17 protein-coding genes are annotated in these 20780 nt (G+C 49.2%); 12 read left to right on the forward strand and 5 right to left on the reverse strand.

Features of this window, described 5'->3' with window-relative positions:
* Positions 1–3: 3 nt before the first annotated feature.
* The 8 genes from rsmG to DWX33_RS16250 all read left to right on the forward strand — a co-directional run bounded on the left by rsmG (position 4) and on the right by DWX33_RS16250 (position 10596).
* A complete protein-coding gene (rsmG, locus tag DWX33_RS16215) occupies positions 4–696 on the forward strand; it encodes a 16S rRNA (guanine(527)-N(7))-methyltransferase RsmG (protein WP_008778511.1) in 693 nt (230 codons plus the stop codon).
* Positions 693–1331 carry an MBL fold metallo-hydrolase gene (locus DWX33_RS16220; RefSeq protein ID WP_122380676.1) on the forward strand — a complete coding sequence of 213 codons (639 nt, stop codon included), beginning with the start codon at positions 693–695 and terminating at the stop codon, positions 1329–1331. The genes rsmG and DWX33_RS16220 overlap by 4 nt, the downstream gene beginning before the upstream one ends.
* A 12-nt stretch (positions 1332–1343) precedes the next feature.
* Complete coding sequence (gene gcvP, locus DWX33_RS16225; protein WP_122380677.1) at positions 1344–4196, forward strand: aminomethyl-transferring glycine dehydrogenase; 2853 nt, start codon at positions 1344–1346, stop codon at positions 4194–4196.
* Complete coding sequence (locus tag DWX33_RS16230; RefSeq protein ID WP_008778512.1) at positions 4193–5302, forward strand: hypothetical protein; 1110 nt, start codon at positions 4193–4195, stop codon at positions 5300–5302. Before gcvP ends, DWX33_RS16230 begins: the two co-directional genes overlap by 4 nt.
* 111 nt (positions 5303–5413) lie before the next feature.
* A complete protein-coding gene (locus DWX33_RS16235) occupies positions 5414–6799 on the forward strand; it encodes an MFS transporter (RefSeq protein ID WP_057327314.1) in 1386 nt (461 codons plus the stop codon).
* A gap of 155 nt (positions 6800–6954) precedes the next feature.
* Entirely contained in the window at positions 6955–7860 is a 906-nt protein-coding gene (locus DWX33_RS16240; RefSeq protein WP_057329207.1) for an electron transfer flavoprotein subunit beta/FixA family protein, read from the forward strand.
* 4 nt (positions 7861–7864) lie between these two features.
* Complete coding sequence (locus DWX33_RS16245; protein WP_008771673.1) at positions 7865–8884, forward strand: electron transfer flavoprotein subunit alpha/FixB family protein; 1020 nt, start codon at positions 7865–7867, stop codon at positions 8882–8884.
* 2 nt (positions 8885–8886) lie between these two features.
* Positions 8887–10596, forward strand: a complete 1710-nt coding sequence (locus tag DWX33_RS16250) for an acyl-CoA dehydrogenase family protein (RefSeq protein WP_048927739.1) — start codon at positions 8887–8889, stop codon at positions 10594–10596.
* 136 nt (positions 10597–10732) lie between these two features.
* Here the strand turns inward: DWX33_RS16250 and DWX33_RS16255 are convergent, their stop codons facing one another.
* Genes DWX33_RS16255 through DWX33_RS16265 form a run of 3 tightly spaced genes read right to left on the reverse strand, consistent with a single transcriptional unit; the run spans position 10733 to position 13418 of the window.
* Positions 10733–12040 carry an MATE family efflux transporter gene (locus DWX33_RS16255; protein WP_122380678.1) on the reverse strand — a complete coding sequence of 436 codons (1308 nt, stop codon included), beginning with the start codon at positions 12038–12040 and terminating at the stop codon, positions 10733–10735.
* A gap of 14 nt (positions 12041–12054) precedes the next feature.
* Positions 12055–12897, reverse strand: a complete 843-nt coding sequence (locus DWX33_RS16260) for a PAS domain-containing sensor histidine kinase (RefSeq protein ID WP_122380679.1) — start codon at positions 12895–12897, stop codon at positions 12055–12057.
* A complete protein-coding gene (locus DWX33_RS16265; RefSeq protein WP_122380680.1) occupies positions 12894–13418 on the reverse strand; it encodes a response regulator transcription factor in 525 nt (174 codons plus the stop codon). The genes DWX33_RS16260 and DWX33_RS16265 overlap by 4 nt, the downstream gene beginning before the upstream one ends.
* Before the next feature lie 175 nt (positions 13419–13593).
* Between DWX33_RS16265 and DWX33_RS16270 the strand changes: the two genes are divergently transcribed.
* Positions 13594–15936, forward strand: coding sequence for an FtsX-like permease family protein (locus DWX33_RS16270; protein WP_122380681.1), 2343 nt, complete (start codon positions 13594–13596; stop codon positions 15934–15936).
* 49 nt (positions 15937–15985) lie between these two features.
* Positions 15986–16666, forward strand: coding sequence for an ABC transporter ATP-binding protein (locus DWX33_RS16275; RefSeq protein WP_005865277.1), 681 nt, complete (start codon positions 15986–15988; stop codon positions 16664–16666).
* Positions 16667–16764: 98 nt separating this feature from the next.
* Here the strand turns inward: DWX33_RS16275 and tpx are convergent, their stop codons facing one another.
* Positions 16765–17265, reverse strand: coding sequence for a thiol peroxidase (gene tpx, locus DWX33_RS16280; RefSeq protein WP_005865275.1), 501 nt, complete (start codon positions 17263–17265; stop codon positions 16765–16767).
* Positions 17266–17429: 164 nt separating this feature from the next.
* Here tpx and DWX33_RS16285 point away from each other — a divergent pair, with 164 nt between their 5' ends.
* Positions 17430–18701, forward strand: coding sequence for a DNA recombination protein RmuC (locus DWX33_RS16285; protein WP_122144508.1), 1272 nt, complete (start codon positions 17430–17432; stop codon positions 18699–18701).
* Positions 18698–20281 carry a YfcC family protein gene (locus DWX33_RS16290; protein WP_048927735.1) on the forward strand — a complete coding sequence of 528 codons (1584 nt, stop codon included), beginning with the start codon at positions 18698–18700 and terminating at the stop codon, positions 20279–20281. The genes DWX33_RS16285 and DWX33_RS16290 overlap by 4 nt, the downstream gene beginning before the upstream one ends.
* On the opposite strand, the gene trxA is transcribed toward DWX33_RS16290, so the two are convergent.
* Complete coding sequence (trxA, locus tag DWX33_RS16295; RefSeq protein WP_005855547.1) at positions 20278–20577, reverse strand: thioredoxin; 300 nt, start codon at positions 20575–20577, stop codon at positions 20278–20280. The two genes, DWX33_RS16290 and trxA, sit on opposite strands and share 4 nt — an antisense overlap.
* Between the last annotated feature and the right edge of the window lie 203 nt (positions 20578–20780).

The raw sequence follows: 20780 nt of genomic DNA on the forward strand, positions 1-20780 counted from the left end.
TTAATGATAGATAAACCTATAAACAGATGTCCTATGGAACAAAATACGGAGAAATTTTCAATTCTCAATTCTCAATTTTCAATTCTCACATCTTATTTCCCCGATCTCACCGACCGGCAAAAAGAGCAGTACGCCGCCCTATATGACCTATATACGGATTGGAACGCCAAGATCAACGTGATCTCACGGAAGGATATCGAGAACCTATATCCGCATCACGTGCTTCACTCGCTGGGTATCACCGATATGCTGCGTTTCAAGCCGGGTTCCTCGGTGATGGATCTGGGTACGGGAGGCGGTTTTCCCGGCATCCCCTTGGCGATCTTATTCCCTGAGACCCATTTCCATCTGGTAGACAGCATCGGGAAAAAAATCAAGGTGGGACAAGCCGTGGCCGAGGCGATCGGGCTGGAGAACGTATCCTTCCGCCATTGCCGGGGCGAGGAGGAAAAGCAGCTTTTCGATTTCGTGGTAAGCCGTGCCGTGATGCCTCTGGCGGATCTGGTAAAGATCGTCCGCAAGAATATAAAGAAAGAACAGATCAACGCGTTGCCCAACGGATTGATTTGCCTGAAAGGTGGAGAGCTGGCGCACGAGATATTGCCTTTCCGGAACCAAGCGATAAGCATGGATCTGAAAGACCATTTTAAAGAAGAGTTTTTTGAAACTAAAAAAGTAGTGTACGTACCCTTATGATTACGATAAAATCTTTCGAAGTAAACTATTTCTCCGAGAATACTTACTTGCTATACGATGATACCAAGGAGGCAGTCCTTATCGATTGCGGCTGCCTGCGCAAAGAGGAACAAAAAGAAGTAAGCGACTTTATCGCCCAGAACGGGCTGACGCTGAAACGTTACCTTTGTACGCACCTCCATCTGGATCATATATTCGGTAACGAATTCATCCATGACACCTACGGATTGAGCCCGGAAGCCCATAAAGCGGACGTGGAGGGCCTTCCCTCCCCCGAGGAGCAAGCCAAGGCGTTCGGCCTGCCGATGAAGGCGAAAAGCGTCCCGGTAGGGAAATATCTGGTAAACGGGGAAATCATAAAGTTCGGGAAATCCGAGCTGGCGGTATTGAGCGTTCCCGGTCATTCGCCCGGAGGCGTGGCTTTCTATAACAAGAAGAACGATTTCGTGATCGTCGGGGATTCCTTGTTCGCCGGAAGCATCGGCCGTACCGATTTATGGGGAGGCAACCAAGATATACTGCTTGCCGCTATCAAGGACAAATTACTGTCGTTGCCGGACGAGACCGTGGTATACCCCGGCCATGGCCCCGAGACACGAATCATTGATGAGAAATTAAATAATCCTTATTTATAAAATACTAGAATTATGGACACAAATAAGTTTGTAAACCGCCACGTGGGCATCTCAGCGGAAGATATTCCCGCTATGTTGGAGACGATTGGCGTGAAGTCTTTGGACGAGTTGATCGATCAGACCATTCCGGCCAACATCCGTTTGAAAGAGCCGTTGAACCTCCCGGAGGCCATGACGGAACGTGAGTTCGCCGAGCATATCGCCGAGCTGGCCTCCAAGAACGAGGTATTCACCTCTTATATCGGTATGGGTTGGTACGACACGGTTTGCCCGGCCCCGATCCAACGTAACGTATTCGAGAACCCAGTTTGGTACACCTCCTATACTCCGTATCAGGCGGAAGTATCCCAAGGACGCTTGGAGGCGTTGCTGAACTTCCAGACTGTTATCAGTGAATTGACAGGATTACCTTTGACAAACTGCTCGCTACTCGACGAGGCGACAGCGGCAGCCGAGGCGGTTACCATGTTCCATGGTTCACGTAGCCGTGCGCAGGTGAAAGCGGAAGCGAATACGGTATTCATCGACGAGAATGTGTTCGCCTCTACGCTGGCCGTCATCCACACCCGCATGGTCCCGCAGGGCATCCAGGTGGTAGTGGGCGATTATAAGAAATTCGAGTTCACGCCGGATGTGTTCGCCGCCATCGTACAGTTCCCGAATGCGGATGGTTCGATCGAGGACTATAAGGAATTCGTAGCCCGTGCGGGCGCCGCCGGAGCCAAGGTAGGCGTAGCCGCCGACTTGATGAGCTTGGTATTGCTGACTCCTCCGGGAGAATGGGGAGCGGATGTCGTATTCGGTAGCAGCCAGCGCTTCGGTATCCCGATGTTCTACGGGGGTCCTTCCGCCGCTTTCTTCGCTACGAAGGACGATTATAAACGTACGATCCCGGGACGTATCATCGGTATCTCCAAGGACGCTTACGGCCATCCGGCTTATCGCTTGGCCTTGCAGACCCGCGAGCAACATATCAAACGTGAGAAGGCTACGTCCAATATCTGTACGGCTCAGGCGTTGTTGGCTACCATGGCCGGCTTCTACGCCGTATATCATGGAGCGGAGGGGTTGCGTAACATCGCCGGACGGATTCATTCCACGGCCGGATTCTTGGCCAAGGAGTTGGAGAAACTGGGATATACGCAATTAAACAAGGATTATTTCGATACCTTGAAGATACAGCTTCCTTCACACGTGTCGGTGAACGCGCTGCGTGAGATCGCCTTGGAGTGCAAGGTGAACTTGCGTTATTTCGAGGCCGGACAAGTGGGCGTCAGCATAGACGAGACAACATTGCCTACGGACATAGGCGTATTACTATACATCTTCGCCGGAGCCGCAGGTAAAGACTATATGCTGGACGAGTCTATCCCCGCCCAGACTTATTTCGACGCTAAATTCGCCCGTACCTCCAATTTCTTGCAGCAAGACGTATTCAAGAAATATCATACGGAGACCGAGTTGATGCGTTACATCACCCGTTTGGGACGAAAGGATGTTTCCTTGGCTCAATCCATGATCTCGCTGGGATCTTGCACGATGAAGCTGAACCCGGCTTCTACGATGTTGCCGCTTAGCCGTGCGGAATTCATGAATATCCACCCGTACGCTCCGGAGGAGCAAGTGGAGGGCTATACGGAGCTGATCGAGAACCTGTCTTCTTACTTATGCACGATCACAGGCTTCAAGGGCTGTACGTTGCAACCGAACTCCGGCGCCGCCGGCGAGTACACGGGTCTTCGTGTGATCCGTGCTTATCAGGAAAGCATCGGCCAAGGCCATCGTGATATCGTTTTGCTTCCGGCTTCCGCCCACGGAACCAACCCGGCCAGCGCTATCCAATGCGGATATAAGACCGTAACCGTTAAATGCGACGAGAATGGTAATATCGATCTGGAAGATTTCCGCGCGAAAGCCGAGGAGAACAAGGAGCGTCTGGCTGCCAGCATGATTACCTATCCGTCCACGCATGGTATCTTCGAGGTGGACATCAAGGAGATGTGCGACATCGTTCACGCTTGCGGAGGACAGCTTTATATGGATGGCGCCAACATGAACGCGCAGGTAGGATTGACAAATCCGGGTACGATCGGCGCCGATGTATGTCACTTGAACCTGCATAAGACCTTCTCTTCTCCTCACGGAGGTGGTGGTCCCGGCGTAGGCCCGATCTGCGTGGCCGAGCATCTGGTTCCGTTCTTGCCGCAGCATCCGGTGCTTTGGGGCAGCGACTTGAATACGGTATCCGCAGCTCCTTATGGTAGCGCCGGTATCCTGCCGATCACGTACGCTTACATCCGCTTGCTGGGTACGGAAGGTCTTGAGACAGTGACGAAGACGGCCATCTTGAACGCCAATTACTTGGCCGCTAAGTTCAAGGATACGTACGGCATCGTTTATACCGGAGCGACAGGCCGTGTAGGTCATGAGTTGATCTTGGAATGCCGCACGGTAAAAGAGCGTTCGGGCATCGACGAGGGCGATATCGCCAAGCGTTTGATGGACTTCGGCTACCACGCTCCTACCCTATCTTTCCCGGTACACGGCACCTTGATGGTAGAGCCGACCGAGAGCGAGAGCAAGGCCGAGCTGGATCGTTTCGTAGAGGTAATGGAATGTATCTGGAACGAGATCAAGGAGGTGGAGGAAGGCAAGGCTTCGAAGGAGGACAACGTCTTGAAGAACGCCCCGCATCCAGAATACGAGGTGACCGCCGACGAGTGGAAACACGCGTATCCCCGCACGAAGGCTGCCTTCCCGCTGGAATGGTTGCACGACAGCAAGTTTTGGATTAACGTAGCCCGTGTAGATAACGCTTATGGCGATCGTAACTTAATACCGACTTTATGCGCTTGCGAGATATGAAGAAGCTCTTTATCGCTTTGGCGGCCGTCGCTCTGACGGCTTGCGTCAAGGCTCCCGAGAAAACAGTCAAGGTCTACGCATGGCAAGGCGAAGGTGGGAATACCACCGAGCAAACCTTACAGGCGGACTTTAGTAAATGGCATGCCCACGGAGTAGACGGGATGTGCTACAACGCCGGCCATGACACGGAGAAAATTCAGCGTGCCGCCAAAGCGGCCCATGCCAATGGCATGGAATATCACGCATGGATTCCCGCCATGTTGCAACATGGATTGGACTCCACCCTCTACGCCGTGAACCGGAAAGGCGAGTCGGCCTATTCCGTACAGGCGTATGTGCCTTATTACAAATGCCTGTGCCCGAACCAAGAAGGTACGGCGGAGTTCTTGCTGAATCTGTATGGCAAGGTAGCCGATATCCCGGAGGTGGATTATATCCATCTGGATTATATCCGTTACGTGGATGTCATCCTAGCCCGCGGACTTTGGGAAAAATACGGTTTGGTGATGGACGAGGAATATCCTACGGCGGACTATTGTTACTGTGACAAATGCGTGGCCGATTTCAAGGCCGCTACCGGTATCGACATCAAATCCGTAGAGGATCCTTCCAAATGCGCAGAATGGGCGCAGTTCCGTTGCGACTTGATCACGAAATTGGTAAACCGCATCGCCGACGAGGTTCACGGCAAAGGCAAGAAAGTGAGCGCCGCCGTATTCCCGGGGCCGGACTCTCACGCTAAATGGATGGTTCGTCAAGAATGGAATAAATGGAATATCGACGCTTTCTTCCCGATGAATTATAACGATTTCTATCTGGAGGACGCTTCTTGGCTGGCTCCGATCGTGAAAGAGGAAGTAGCCTCCGTGCAAGGCAAGAAGCCGGTTTATAGCGGTTTGTTCATCTGCGAGGATTGGCAGAACAAGGCGAATATCAAGGACCCGGAAGGCCACGGACTGATCCCGTCCGAGATCGAGGAGGCCGTAAGAGGCTCCATGGAAAACGGAGCGGCTGGCGTGGCGTTGTTTACGCCGGGCAACATGACGGATGAGCATTGGAAAGCTTTCGATAAGGCGATCCACCAACCGTATACCGTAAAGCCCTAATTCGTAATTACTATACGATAAAACAAAGACGAGGAGGCGCAGCTCTTCATTTTCTCACCTGCGCCTCCTCTTTTACTTATCCATCTAATCTATCTTACTAATAAAAATATCATGACAACTAAGAAACAAGAGAAAATCAAGTTCAGTAAAGCATTCTGGGTAGCGAACACCGTCGAGTTGTTCGAGCGAGCCGCTTATTATGGCGTATTTATCGTTATCACCCTTTATCTTAGCCGCATCTTAGGCTTTAACGACATTCAGGCTGCCAGCATCGCCGGTATCTTTTCCGCTTGTCTGTATCTGCTGCCCACGTTTGCCGGAGCGTTGGCCGATAAGATCGGTTTCCGCAACTCGATGCTACTGGCTTTCACTTTGTTAACTTGTGGTTATCTAGGACTGGCAGTTTACCCTACTTGGCTTCAATCCGCCGGACTTGTTGAATACAGCACGACGACTACCTTTACGGGATTGCTGGAGAGCAATCTTCAGTACGGCATTATCCCTATCATGGCCTTGATCGTATGCGGCGGGGCTTTCATCAAGAGCGTTATCTCCGGTACGGTCGCTAAAGAGACCACGCCGGAAACCCGGGCAAAGGGCTTCTCTATCTTCTACGCTATGGTAAATATCGGGGCCTTCTCCGGGAAGACCATCGTGAAGCCGCTTCGCGAGGCGTTGGGCAACGAGGGATTGATTACCTTGAACTATTTCTCGGCGAGCATGACCTTCCTCGCATTGATAGCGATCTGGTTCTTCTACAAAAGCACTCAGCATTCGGGCGAGGGCAAGACGTTCGGGCAAATCTGGAACGCCCTGATCAAGGTTTGTAGTAACGGACGGTTATTGATCTTGATCCTCATCATTACAGGCTTTTGGATGGTTCAGCACCAGCTGTATGCCACGATGCCTAAATACGTGCTTCGTTTGGCCGGCGAGGGGGCCTCTCCTTCTTGGTACGCCAACGTAAATCCATTAGTCGTAGTTCTGACAGTCAATCTGGTCACGCGGATGATGCGGAAACGGACAGCGCTTACCTCCATGACGGTAGGGATGTTTATCATGCCGGTATCCGCCCTCTGCATGGCATCCGGCAATATGCTGGATACTAATTCCTTGATCTTAGGGATGCATCCCGTAGCCTTCATGATGGTGGTGGGTATCGTCTTCCAAGGGCTGGCGGAGACGTTCATCTCTCCTCGCTTTCTCGAGTATTTCTCCTTGCAAGCACCCAAAGGAGAAGAAGGTCTCTATCTTGGATTCAGCCATTTGCACTCTTTCTTATCCTCTATCTTCGGATTCGGATTATCTGGATTCCTTTTAAGTAAATACTGTCCGGAACCCACGCTGTTCGCCTCTCACGAGGAATGGCTCGCGGCAAGCGCAAACGCTCATTACATCTGGTATTACTTCGGTGCGATAGCCTTGGTCTCCGCTATAGCGTTGATCGTGTACGGACAAGTCGTAAAGAGATCGAGAACCAATCATCGCTACGAGTAATCAACAGGCAATACATGCTCAAACAGATACGAAGTGTGCAATTTCCCGACTAAAGTTCTTTGTTATAAAGAATGTTTGATTACTTTTGCACCTCGAGATTAACAAGAATGTAGAAGTATTATATCAACATAAAAATCTAATATTCCTAATATAATATGAGTTTAAGAATTATTGTTTTAGCGAAACAGGTCCCGGATACACGAAACGTGGGAAAGGACGCCATGAAGGCGGACGGTACGATCAATCGCGCCGCCTTGCCCGCGATCTTTAACCCGGAAGACCTGAACGCGTTGGAACAAGCGTTACGCTTGAAAGACGCTTACCCCGGGACGACAGTTACGCTGCTGACGATGGGCCCGGGACGTGCCGCCGAAATCATCCGCGAGGGTTTGTATCGTGGTGCTGACGGCGGTTTTTTGTTGACCGACCGTGCGTTTGCCGGAGCCGACACGTTAGCCACATCCTATGCGCTTGCCACGGCTATCAAGAAAATCAACGATTATGATATTATCATCGGTGGTCGCCAAGCGATCGACGGCGATACGGCACAGGTAGGTCCGCAAGTCGCCGAGAAATTGGGACTGACCCAGATCACGTATGCCGAGGAAATCCTGAACGTAGATAAAGAGGCCGGACGTATCACCGTAAAACGTCATATCGACGGAGGTGTCGAGACTGTGGAAGGTCCGCTTCCGATCGTAATCACCGTGAATGGTTCCGCCGCTCCCTGCCGTCCTCGTAATGCGAAGTTGGTACAGAAGTACAAATACGCCATGGGCAAGCAAGAGCGGAACACGCAACCCGCCTGTCACCAAGATGGAGAACCGACCGTTCGCTACCCGGAATTGTACGAGACCCGCCCGTATCTGGATATCCAGGAATGGAGCGTAGCCGACGTGAATGGAGACTTGGTTCAATGCGGCCTTAGCGGTTCGCCGACAAAGGTAAAAGCGATCCAGAACATCGTCTTCCAGGCCAAGGAAAGCAAGACGATCTACGGTTCCGACCAAGATGTAGAGGATTTGATTGTCGAACTATTAGCTAACCACACCATCGGATAAGATTATGAACAACGTATTTGTATATTGTGAGACAGAAGGCACGAGCGTTGCCGATGTAAGTCTTGAGCTTCTGACCAAAGGTCGTAAGCTAGCCAATCAATTAGGCTGCCAACTGGAAGCGATTGTTGCCGGCTCCGGCCTTGAGGGTGTAGAGAAACAAGTATTGCCTTTTGGCGTCGACAAGGTTCATGTGTTCGACGCTCCGGGTTTATTCCCGTATACATCACTTCCTCATTCTTCCATCTTGATTAATTTGTTCAAGGAGGAGAAACCGCAGATCTGCTTAATGGGCGCTACGGTGATCGGTCGCGACTTGGGTCCTCGTGTATCCTCGGCCTTGACAAGCGGCTTGACGGCCGATTGTACCTCTTTGGAGATCGGCTCGCACGAGGATAAAAAAGCGGGTATTACCTATGAGAACTTATTATATCAGATCCGTCCGGCGTTCGGTGGTAACATCGTAGCCACGATCATCAACCCGGAACACCGCCCGCAAATGGCGACCGTTCGTGAGGGCGTGATGAAAAAGGAAGTCCTTGACGAGAACTATAAAGGTGAAGTGATCCGCCACGACGTAGCGAAGTATGTCCCCGAGACAGACTATGTGGTGAAGGTGATCGACCGTCATGTAGAGAAAGCGAAGCACAACCTGAAAGGCGCTCCGATCGTAGTGGCCGGAGGTTATGGCGTAGGCTCCAAGGAGAACTTTAATTTATTGTTCGATTTAGCGAAAGAGCTTCACGCCGAGGTAGGCGCCAGCCGTGCGGCTGTCGATGCCGGTTTCTGCGACCACGACCGTCAGATCGGTCAGACCGGTGTCACGGTGCGTCCGAAATTGTATATCGCTTGCGGTATCTCCGGGCAGATCCAACATATCGCCGGCATGCAAGACGCCGGTATCATCATTTCGATCAATAATGATGAGAATGCCCCGATCAACACGATCGCCGATTACGTAATCAATGGTACGGTAGAAGAGGTGATTCCTAAGATGATTAAGTATTACAAAAAGAACAGTAAGTAAAGATGGCTAATTATTATACAGACATACCGGAACTCAAGTATCACTTGAACAATCCGATGATGGAACGTATTTGCGAGCTGAAGGAACGCGAGTACAGAGACAAGGAAGAGTTCGACTACGCGCCGCAAGATTATGCCGACGCGATAGACTCGTACGATAAGGTGCTGGAGATTACCGGAGAGATCACCGGAGAGATCATCGCCCCTAACGCAGAAGGCGTAGATGCCGAAGGTCCTCACTGCGCGAATGGTCGTGTGGAATATGCTTCCGGCACGAAGCAGAACCTCGACGCGATGGTAAAAGCCGGTTTGAACGGTATGACGATGCCTCGCCGTTTCGGTGGCTTGAACTTCCCGATCACGCCGTACACCATGTGTGCGGAGATCGTAGCGGCGGCTGACGCCGGCTTCGGTAATATCTGGTCATTACAGGATTGTATCGAAACCTTATATGAGTTCGGCAACGAGGATCAGCACAGCCGTTTCATCCCACGTATCTGCGCAGGAGAAACCATGTCTATGGACCTGACCGAGCCGGACGCTGGCTCCGACCTGCAATCCGTGATGCTAAAGGCTACCTTCGACGAGAAAGAGAATTGCTGGCGGTTGAACGGCGTAAAACGATTCATCACGAATGGCGACGCGGATCTTCACCTCGTATTGGCCCGTTCCGAGGAAGGTACCAAGGATGGACGTGGTTTGTCCATGTTTATCTACGACAAACGGGAAGGTGGCGTAAACGTACGCCGTATCGAGAATAAATTGGGAATCCACGGCTCTCCTACTTGCGAGTTAGTTTACAAGAACGCGAAAGCAGAGCTTTGTGGCGATCGCAAACTGGGCTTGATCAAATACGTGATGGCCTTGATGAACGGCGCACGCCTAGGTATCGCCGCACAATCGGTAGGCCTCAGCCAAGCCGCTTACAACGAAGGATTAGCCTACGCCAAAGACCGCAAGCAGTTCGGTAAGGCAATCATCGACTTCCCCGCTGTTTACGACATGCTCGCCATCATGAAAGCGAAGCTGGATGCCGGACGTGCGTTGTTATACCAAACCGCTCGTTACGTTGATATTTACAAGGCACTGGACGACATCGCCCGTGAGCGTAAACTGACTCCGGAAGAACGTAAGGAACAGAAGCAATACGCCAAATTGGCGGATTCTTTCACCCCGTTGGCAAAAGGTATGAATTCCGAATACGCCAACCAGAATGCCTATGATTGCATCCAAATACACGGAGGATCCGGTTTTATGATGGAGTATGCTTGCCAACGTATCTACCGCGATGCCCGTATCACCTCCATCTATGAAGGCACGACGCAATTGCAGACCGTAGCGGCCATACGTTACGTGACAAACGGGTCTTACCTAGCTACCATCCGTGAATTCGAGGCGATCCCTTGCTCTGCCGAGATGGAACCGCTGAAGGCTCGTTTAGTAGAGATGGCTAATAAGTTCGAGGCTAGCATGGCGAAAGTAAAAGAGTCTCAAGATCAGGAATTACTCGATTTCGTGGCTCGCCGCTTGATGGAGATGGCCGCTGATATCATCATGGCTCATCTATTGATCCAAGATGCGACGAAAGCGCCGGAGCTGTTCGCTAAGTCCGCGGTTGTTTACACCAATTACGTAGAGGCTGAGATAGAGAAACATCAGGGTTATATCGGACGATTCAACCCAGAAGAATTGATCTCATACAGACAACGATAAACAACTATCATTCCACATAACAAAGAAGGCGAGACTTGATTATCAACCAGATAGAAGTCTCGCTTTCTTTGTTTATTACAATGGGCATTATAAGCTCCTTATACTGGGCATTATAAGCCGCTTACGATGGGCATTGTCAGTTGCTTATAATGGGCATTGTAATTTTCCTATATCGCCAAAGTATCCATTGCATACCACCTCGCAAGGAGAGATATCCAAGGAAAGCCATCCATAACGCATGATTTCCCATCGATCGATAAAACAGGTAATAAATAATAAAGAAAGTAGCCGAGGCCACAAGCATCGAGTAAAGCATCTGGCGTGTAGCCGTGGCCCCGATAAAGATACCGTCCCAAAGGAAAGCGGAGAATCCACATAAAGGGATCGCCAATACCCAATAGAAATAATCCCCGGAAGCCTCAATGACCGAGGTATCGTTCGTCAACAGTCCCAGAAAATCCCTCCCTAAAAACGCATAAAGAATCGTGAATGATAAAGAGAGGCCGATTCCCCATAGAAACAATAAACGAATGCATTTACGTAACCCCACATCGTTTTTAGCCCCAATAAACCGGCCGGCTAATGCCTCTCCCGCATAAGCGAAACCATCCATTATATAAGAGAACAAGGTAAACAACTGCATCAACAAGGTATTTACGGCCAATATCACATCCCCTTGTCTCGCACCTGTAGAAGTAAAGAAGGTAGTAACAGCGACCAAGCACAAGGTCCGGAAAAATATATCACTATTGACCGAGAAAAAGCGACGTATCGCCTCCCCACCCCAAAGACCGTCCCAATCGATATACGCTTTCAGACGCCCATAATATTTCAACCAAAGAGCAAACGCCATGAAGAGGCCCGCATATTGGGCGATCAGTGTTCCCAGCGCTACACCTTCCACCTTCATACCCAGCACAAACACGAAACATAGGCTGGCCACAATATTCACGATATTCTGCGTGATAGCGATAAACATCGGAAAACGAGAATTCTGCATACCGATGAACCAACCGGCAAAGCCATATAAACCCAATACGGCCGGCGCTCCCCAAATACAGATATTAAAATAAAGAGAGGCCCATCGCTTCACCTCCTCCGTTGCGTCGATCAAAGTAAACGCAGCCTTTAAGATCGGGTATTGAAGTATCAAAAGTCCAAAGGAAATTAGGAAACCGACCCCGACAGACCGGAATAAGATCCGGGTAACTTCCGTCAAATCCCGTTTCCCGTAGGCTTGGGAAGTCATACCGCTTGTCCCCATACGGAGAAACCCGAATATCCAGTAGATAATATTAAACAGCATCCCGCCTACAGCGATCGCCCCGATGTACGACGCTGCTCCAAGATGTCCCACGATCGCCACATCTATCAATCCCAATAAAGGTACGGTTATATTAGAAATAATAGAAGGTATCGCCAGTTGAAGTATTTTCTTATTCATATCTCATCTTAAATTTATCCTAAGCAAGAAACTATAAACGTCACTTGATAACCCGACACAGGACGCTCCGCTAAACAAAGATCCCCGCCTTGCCGGACCATCATCTGCCGGGAAAGCGACAAGCCGATACCGGAACCCGTTCTTTTCGTCGTGAAGAAAGGAATAAAAATCTCCCGTTCGATAGCCACCGGAATAGGCGCACCATTGTTGCTGACCCACAACCCCTTCTTCCAACGCACATCCACGGTCGTAGCCCCTGCCTCACAAGCATTCCGGATCAGGTTAATCAGCACTTGCCGCAACATATTCTGATCCGTACACATCGTAGCAGACAAAGGGATGGAAAGATGCCACTCTAAATCGGAATAAAGAGCATGGATCCCCTCCATAAAATCATTCAAATAGACCTCTCCGATAACAGGTTCTTGCAGTTCCGCCAGTTTCCGGTAGCTGTCCACGAACAAGGCAAGTCCTCGGCTGGTATCGTGAATGGCACGGATCCCCTCCTCGTAAACCGTTCCGATAATCGCAGGATGCTCCAGATAGGCCTGACTGATACTGGCGATAGGCGTAGTGGCATTCATGATCTCATGCGTAAGCACACGGGTCAGCCGTTGCCACGATTCCACCTCATTGCGGGCAAGCAACCGGCCGATGTCCCTACCCGTCTCGTTGAGGGCCTCTTGCAACGCCCGCTCACCGAAGAACAGGCCCTTTACAGGAAGACGGAACGTGAATTCTTGGTTACGAATCGCCTCACGCATCAGATGCGCCCGATCTTTTAACAATACCTGATGGCGGTAAAACCATCCGATAAAGAGAACGACAACTACTCCCAAAGAGCCTATCAACATCATAGCTTTTTCATTTTAGCATACAGCGTCTGCCGGGTAATCCCCAACAATTCGGCCGCCCGGCTGATATTGCCGTGGCAACGCTCCACCACCTTGCTCACATGTTCCGCCTCGACCTGTTCCAATGGAACCACATTACGCCCGGCATCAATCGCATCTTTCAAGATGCGGATCAGCTCTTGGTTATCCCACGGCTTGGCGACAAAGTCTGCCGCCCCCATCTTCAAACCACGCACCGCCAACTTGATATCAGCGTATGCCGTCACCAGTACCACCGGGATAGCCGGATGCTTCTTGTGGATCGCCCGAAGCCAAAGCAAGCCGTCCAGCCCGGAGTTTCCCCCTTGCGTGAAGTTCATGTCGAGCAAAATCCCGTCCACTTTCTCTTGTGCCAATACCGTAAAAAGCGTGTCGGGAGAAGTGAGTGTCAATACCCTGTCAAATTCACCTACCAAGCAGATCTTGACCGCCGTAAGAATCGCCGGATTGTCATCTACCACCACTATTGTCCCGTAATTTGCCATATCCGATTCGTTTGTTTTCCTTTATCTCTTTTATCGGGGATAAAGGTACGGAAAAAGGCTGTATGAATATCATACAAGCAGGTGTATGATTTTCATACAAACTACCGCGACCGGGCATCCAAGCCCTTGCCAGATACCAACCACTCTATACCTTTGTATCAAAAACAAGCAAAATATGAAATCGTACTTTACCTTTCTCGGCCGTAACAAACTCTACACAACTATCCAGTTCTGTGGATTGGCTACCGCGCTGGGAGTTGTCATCCTCCTGACCTCGTATGCTGAAACCGAATTTAATATCGGTAACAATCAGCCGTACTCTCACAAATTGTATGCCGTCGGCTATGGAGATGGGATCGGTATGACAACCGGGACTGCCCCGGAATTGTTCCCTTCCATTCCGGAAATAAAAGAGTGGACACGCCTGATCCATATTGAAGCGGCCGACTTCATGGTAGACAACCAATATTATCAAGTAAACGGCATCGCGGCAGATCCTAATTTTTTCCAGATGCTCAACTATACGCTCGTTGGATGCGACCGCAACAAAGCACTGATCGGGACAGACGAGGTCATCCTCTCCGAGCCATTCGCCCACAAAGTATTCGGGAATGAAAATCCGATCGGCCGTACCGTGATGTACTTGAACCAGACACCGCTACAGGTCATTGGGATTCTCCCAGCTTTCAGCTCGACAGAACTGTTGAAACCGATAGACATCTTGATTCCTTTCAAACTGGCAGAAAAGGATTATGCATGGATGGACAGTTATGGTTCAACGCAAATACTCATCACGTTGGAAGAAGGGGTAACTCCCGATGTTGTTGCCCGTAAACTACTCGATAAGTATAAAGGCTATTGGGAATACTGGAAAGAAGACAACAGCACAAACAGGCTTTTTTGGGGTTCTTCGGTGACACGCATGGACGAGATTTATTTCTCTCCCCTGAACCAATACGGCCCTTTCCGTAAAGGGACACGGAAACAGGTACAAATCTTGTTCTCGTTGGCATTTGTATTGCTACTCTCTGCTATCTTCAATTACATCAACCTGACCGTATCGCAAACCAGCAAACGAGCCCATGAAATGGCGACCCGCCGGCTGATGGGTGACTCGGCAGGGCAAATCGTATTACGCTACCTCGCAGAGTCCGCTATCTTCACAACCGGTTGTTTCATCGGCGGTTGCTTAGTTGCCGTCATCACAAAGCCCTATTTCGAGTACTTGCTCTCCACCCGGATCGCTTTGGTCTCTTCACCGGCGATGGTAGCCTATTCGCTGTTGCTATGGGTAGGAATCGCCGGCATATCGGGATTGTTACCAGCCATCATCACCTACAAATACAGTCCGATAGATATCGTAAAAGGAAATTTCCGCATGCACAACAAGCAACTGTTCAGCCGCTTGTTCATCATCGTGCAGAATATCATCAGCACGGTACTCATCACCTTGGGACTCACCATGGCCTTCCAAATATACCACCTTGCCACCCTGCCGACCGGTTATAATACAGACCTAGTATTCGTCAAGACATGGGACTTGGGACACACCTACGACAAGCAAGTCATCCTCCAGAAACGCTTACAGGCATTACCCCAAGTGACAGAAGTAGCATTGGCACGAAGACTGCCTTTCTTCACCGGTCACGATGGTGTACTGCAATCGGAAGAAGAAGGGTACTCGTGGCTCCACCTTTCGGATATAGACAGCGCCGCATTCCGGCTGTTGGGCTTCGAAGTGGTAGAACGTTGGTCTGACCCACTGCCCGGCATGGTTTGGGTAACGGAAGAGACTTGCCGTCGTTACCAGCTTTCATCCGGCAGACCCCATTTTGGAAAAAATGGCGACAAGGGCGGCTATCGATATAACGTCTGTGGTGTCATCCGCAACTATCGTTCGCTGGGCGCGTTGAACACACCCCAACCCGATTCGCATGGAGCCGTTATGGTGTTGAACCCACAAGACTACATCATCCGTCAAATCGTCAAGACACAAGGCGATCGGGCGGAAGCCTTAGCCGCCATCCGCCGCACTTGCCGGGAAGTGTCCAATGAAGTGATCGGGATACCGAAAGAGTTGGAAGCCGATTATATCGACGATTATATGGACAAGGATTTAACCCATGAGAAGAACACGCTGATGCTTGTCCTTTGCTTCATGACCATCTCCATCCTCATCTCTGCCCTGGGACTGCTGGCCATGTCGATAAGCTACACCGAACAGCAAAGCAAACGGATCGCCTTGTGCAAGGTGATGGGAGCCGAGACAAGTGGCGCGGTATGGGAACTTTCCAAACGATTCATGGCACTCTCGTTGCTTGCCGCCTGTTTCGCCCTGCCCATCAGCGTGAAAGCGGTTCAAATCAGTTTGGAGTCGTTCTATAACCGCATCGCCTTTCCGTGGTATCTCATAACCGCAGCAGTTTTGGCAATCATAGCCATCGCTTTCGTGTCAATCATCGGGCAAACCTTGAAAGTCGCCCGCCGTAACCCCATCAAAAGTATCCGGACCGAATAAAAGCAACATTCTATAATAGGTATACATTCTCACAAAAACAAGACAAGTCATGATTCAAATAAAGAACCTCAGCAAAAACTTCCGGACGGAAGAAGTAGAGACCATCGCGCTCAATGGCATAAGCATGGAAGTGAAAAAGGGCGAGTTCATCGCCATCATGGGACCCAGCGGATGCGGCAAATCAACCCTGCTACATATTCTCGGCCTGCTGGATAACCCGGACGAGGGCAGCTATCTATTAGAAGGCGAAGAGGTGGGACACCTAAAGGAGAAAGACCGTACACGCTATCGCAAGGGACGCATTGGTTTCGTGTTCCAAAGCTTCAATCTCATTGATGAGCTTACCGTCGAGGAAAACGTAGACCTCCAATTGAAATACCTCGGCATCCCCAAGGCTGAGCGCAAACAACAAGTACTCGACATCCTGCGCAAAGTACGCCTCAGCCAACGTGCCAAACATTACCCGCAGCAACTCTCCGGCGGACAGCAGCAACGTGTCGCCATCGCTCGAGCCGTCGTAGGTAAACCTATGCTGATATTGGCTGACGAACCGACTGGAAACCTCGACTCTAAAAACAGTCTTGAAATTATGAAATTACTCAGTCAACTGAATGCCGAAGGGACTACGATCGTCATGGTGACACACTCGCAACATGACGCGACCTACGCCGACCGTATCATCAATCTCTTCGATGGGCAAATCGTCGATGAGCTGGAAGGAAAACTTTAGCCTCTTCACAAAAAAAACGAAGGCCGCGGGATTCACATCCGACGGCCTCCTACACTAACCCTTAACTTTAACCAATGAAAAACAATAATCTACTATATTTATTTCAACGCCGCCAAAGCCGCGTCGTAATTCGGCTCGGTAGTAATCTCGGGAACAAGTTCCTCATAAACCACCTTACCAGCTCCATCGACTACTATCACGCCACGGGCTAATAACCCTTTCAGCGGACCGTCTACCAGAAGCATCCCGTACTTATCCTCAAAACATGAACACCGGAACACAGACAATGTAATCACCTTATCAATACCTTCCGTAGTACAGAAACGTCCATGCGCAAAAGGTAAATCTTTAGAAACAGCTAATACTACCGTATCCGGATGCGAAGCGGCTTCTTTATTGAAGCGTCTTACCGAGGCCGCACATACACTTGTATCCAAGCTCGGGAAAACATTTATCACCACTTTCTTTCCTTTCAAGTCGCTTAACGACAATTCGGATAAATCACTTTTTACACCCTTGAAGTCCGGAGCCTCTGTCCCAACTTTCGGCAACTCGCCGTTCGTATGAATTTCGTTACCTTTTAATGTTACTTTTGCCATCTTTGTATGTAAATTTAATAGTCTTACTTAAGTTGGCTGCACAAATATAAGCAGCTTTCTGTCGATAAAACAAACGAAAATAAACAATGTTCTTTTATTTAACTCTATTTAACTGCTGTTACAAAATACAGATTACCTATCTTTGACGTCAAAATCAAAAACAGATGGATTGGATTATTATTGGCGGACTTCTTATAATCATCGTGATGCAAATCCTTTTGCGTCCTAAACAGCTAAATAATAACAAAGAAGACCTGGAAAAGTTGCTAAACGAGATACAACGCTCGTTCGACCGTATCGAGAAAAACTTTAGGGAAGACTTCCGCCTGAACCGGGAAGAAAGCCGTTTGGTAGCGAAAGATAACCGAGAAGAACTGGCTCATTCCATGAACGAGTTCAGGGAAGCTTTCGAACGTGGTATCGATTCTTTTAACAGGTTGCAGAAAGAGAAATTCGCCGCCTTGGACGAACGCCAGCAGAGATTAGTGGATAACACGGAAAAAAGACTGGAAGAAATCCGAGTCACCGTAGACGAGAAACTTCAAAAGACATTGAACGACCGTATCGGGCAATCTTTCCGTTTAGTCACCGAACAATTAGAAAGTGTACAAAAAGGACTGGGCGAGATGCAAACCTTAGCGCAGGATGTAGGAGGATTAAAACGGGTACTTAGTAATGTTAAGACCCGGGGAAATATCGGGGAGATCCAACTCAGTATGTTATTGGAGCAGTTATTGGCCCCCGAGCAGTACGAGGCGAACGTGCGTACCCGGAAAGGTTCGGACGCTGTCGTTGAATTCGCAGTCAAGCTCCCCGGGCGGGATGATGCCCGAGAATTCGTATACCTTCCCATAGACGCTAAATTCCCGAAAGATGTATACGAACAGCTCCTAGACGCTTACGATGCCGCAGATTCCCAAGCGATCGAGACAGCCGGAAAATTATTGGAGACAACGATCAAGAAGATGGCTAAAGATATTTCGGACAAATATCTGGCGCCTCCCGCCACGACCGATTTCGGCATTATGTTCCTGCCGTTCGAGGGCATTTACGCCGAGGTCGTACGCCGTTCCGCTTTATTGGAGGACTTGCAACGAAACTACAAGGTAGTCGTAACAGGTCCCACTACCCTAGCGGCCATACTAAACAGTTTACAAATGGGCTTCCGTACATTGGCGATCCAAAAGCACTCAGGGGAGGTATGGACGATCTTAGGGGCCGTGAAAAAAGAATTCGAGAAAGTAGGCGGTATGCTCGAGAAAGCCCAAAAGAACTTGCAAACCGCCAGCGGGCAAATAGAAGAGGTTTTAGGTACCCGTACCCGTGCCATCCAACGTAAACTCAAAGACGTAGATACGCTTAGTGACCGTGAGGCCCGAGCTATCCTTCCCGAGATCGGAATATTAACAGAAGAAGACGAAAAAACAGAATCATGAAAAAGAGACAAATACCCCACACATACGTAATTATCTTTTACATCATCTTATTTTGCGCCATATTGACATGGGTTATTCCCGGTGGGCAATATACGGAAAGTATCAGCCCGGACGGAGAGCGAACCGTTGTATATGAATCCGTGGAAAGCGTACCTCAGACTTGGGAAGTACTCTCCGCCTTTTATAAAGGATTTGTAGACAAGGCGGATATCATTGTCTTTATCCTTATCATCGGTGGTGCATTCTGGATCGTGAACGACAGTAAGGCATTTGATATCGGAACAGTCAGTTTCCTGCGGAAAGCACGCAAAATGGAGAACAACCCTATCCTTCGTAAAATAGGTGTGGACAATTTCTTATTAACTGCTATCATGCTACTTTTCAGCCTATTCGGAGCCGTATTCGGGATGAGTGAGGAAACCATCGCTTTTTGTCTGGTCTTGGTCCCGATGGCGATATCTATGGGGTACGATTCCATAACTGGCGTATGTATGGTTTTTATAGCGGCGGGATTAGGTTTCGCCGGGGCGATTTTAAACCCTTTCACGATCGGTATAGCGCAAGGCTTGGCGGGGATTCCTCTTTTCTCCGGTATCGAGTATCGCATCGTTTGCTGGTGTATTATCAATGTGGTAGGCTTCACATGGATATTGCGTTATGCCGCCAAGGTAAAAAAGAACCCTCAATTGTCACCAGTCTATGAGGATGATCAATATTGGAGAGATTTGCATAGTACCAATTCCTTGGAAATCGTATACAGAACCCCGAAAGCCGCATGGATCAGTTTCGTCCTATTGGCTATCGTACTCGTTATCTTTTCGTTCTATTACCCCCAGACATCCTTAAAAATAGGAAATAGCGTAATCAAGGGACTACCCTTAATTCCGATTCTTAGCGTAGCGTTCGTGATCAGCTCGATATTTGCCCTACGGAAAACCGTGCACTTATATATATTGAACCTTTTATTCTTCACGATCTTTTTCTTGATAACAGGCGTAATGGGCTACGGTTGGTATATTATGGAAATAGCGACCTTGTTCTTCGCCTTGGGCATAGCGGCGGGAATTGCCAATGGACGCGATCCGAATGAGCTTGTGAAACTATTCTTAGAGGGCTGCAAGGATATTATGAGCGCCGCCTTGGTTGTCGGCTTAGCTGGAGGTATTATCGTAATCCTGCAAGACGGTAAAGTGATCGATACGATTCTCTTTAACCTAGCGAAAGGGATGGAAGGTTTGGGACAAGTAGCTACGGTCGGGATGATGTACGTTATTCAAACGCTTATCAATTTAGTTATTCCTTCCGGAAGTGCCAAAGCGGCCCTCACCATGCCTATCATGGCCCCATTCTCGGAGTTGATCGGTTTATCCAAGCAAGCCACCGTCATGGCCTTTCAGTTTGGCGATGGCTTCACGAACCTGATAACTCCCACATCTGGTGTTCTGATAGCGGTTCTAGGAGTAAGCCGTATTCCGTATGATAAATGGTTCAAATGGGCATGGAAATTCATCCTTGTCCTAGTGATCCTAGGATTCCTATTATTGATCCCAACGGTATTGATCCCGATGAACGGCTTTTAATCGATATAGCTTTGCGCCTTCCGCAATAGGCTTCCGTGATCCATCACGCCGGAAGAGCGCCATACGATCTCACCTTTCTTAAAGATGATCAAAGTGGGTACGGATTGGATCCTCAACTGTGTGGCAAGTGCCTCGTTCTTATCTACATCAATTTTAAGGACACGCACTTGTCCCGCCAACTCCTTCCCCAATGCCTCGACCGTCGGACTCAACACCTTACACGGGCCGCACCATGTCGCAAAAAAATCCACCAATACAGGTTTATCCCCTTTAATGATATCGTCAAATGTTTCCATCTTATCTACTTTTTAAATATTTACAATCTGTTTAATCTCAAATACAGGAATCCTGCTTAATAGCCCTTATCCCATCAAAAACAAAATTATGAAATTCTATCTCGAAATCTTCTATATAATAACCGATAGATAACACTCAAAGTTTTCCATAAAAGATCAATAAACGGCTCACCCGATAAATCAGGGGGAAAATTCTTTAATTC

Source organism: Parabacteroides sp. AF19-14, assembly GCF_003635485.1.
GTDB lineage: Bacteria > Bacteroidota > Bacteroidia > Bacteroidales > Tannerellaceae > Parabacteroides > Parabacteroides distasonis.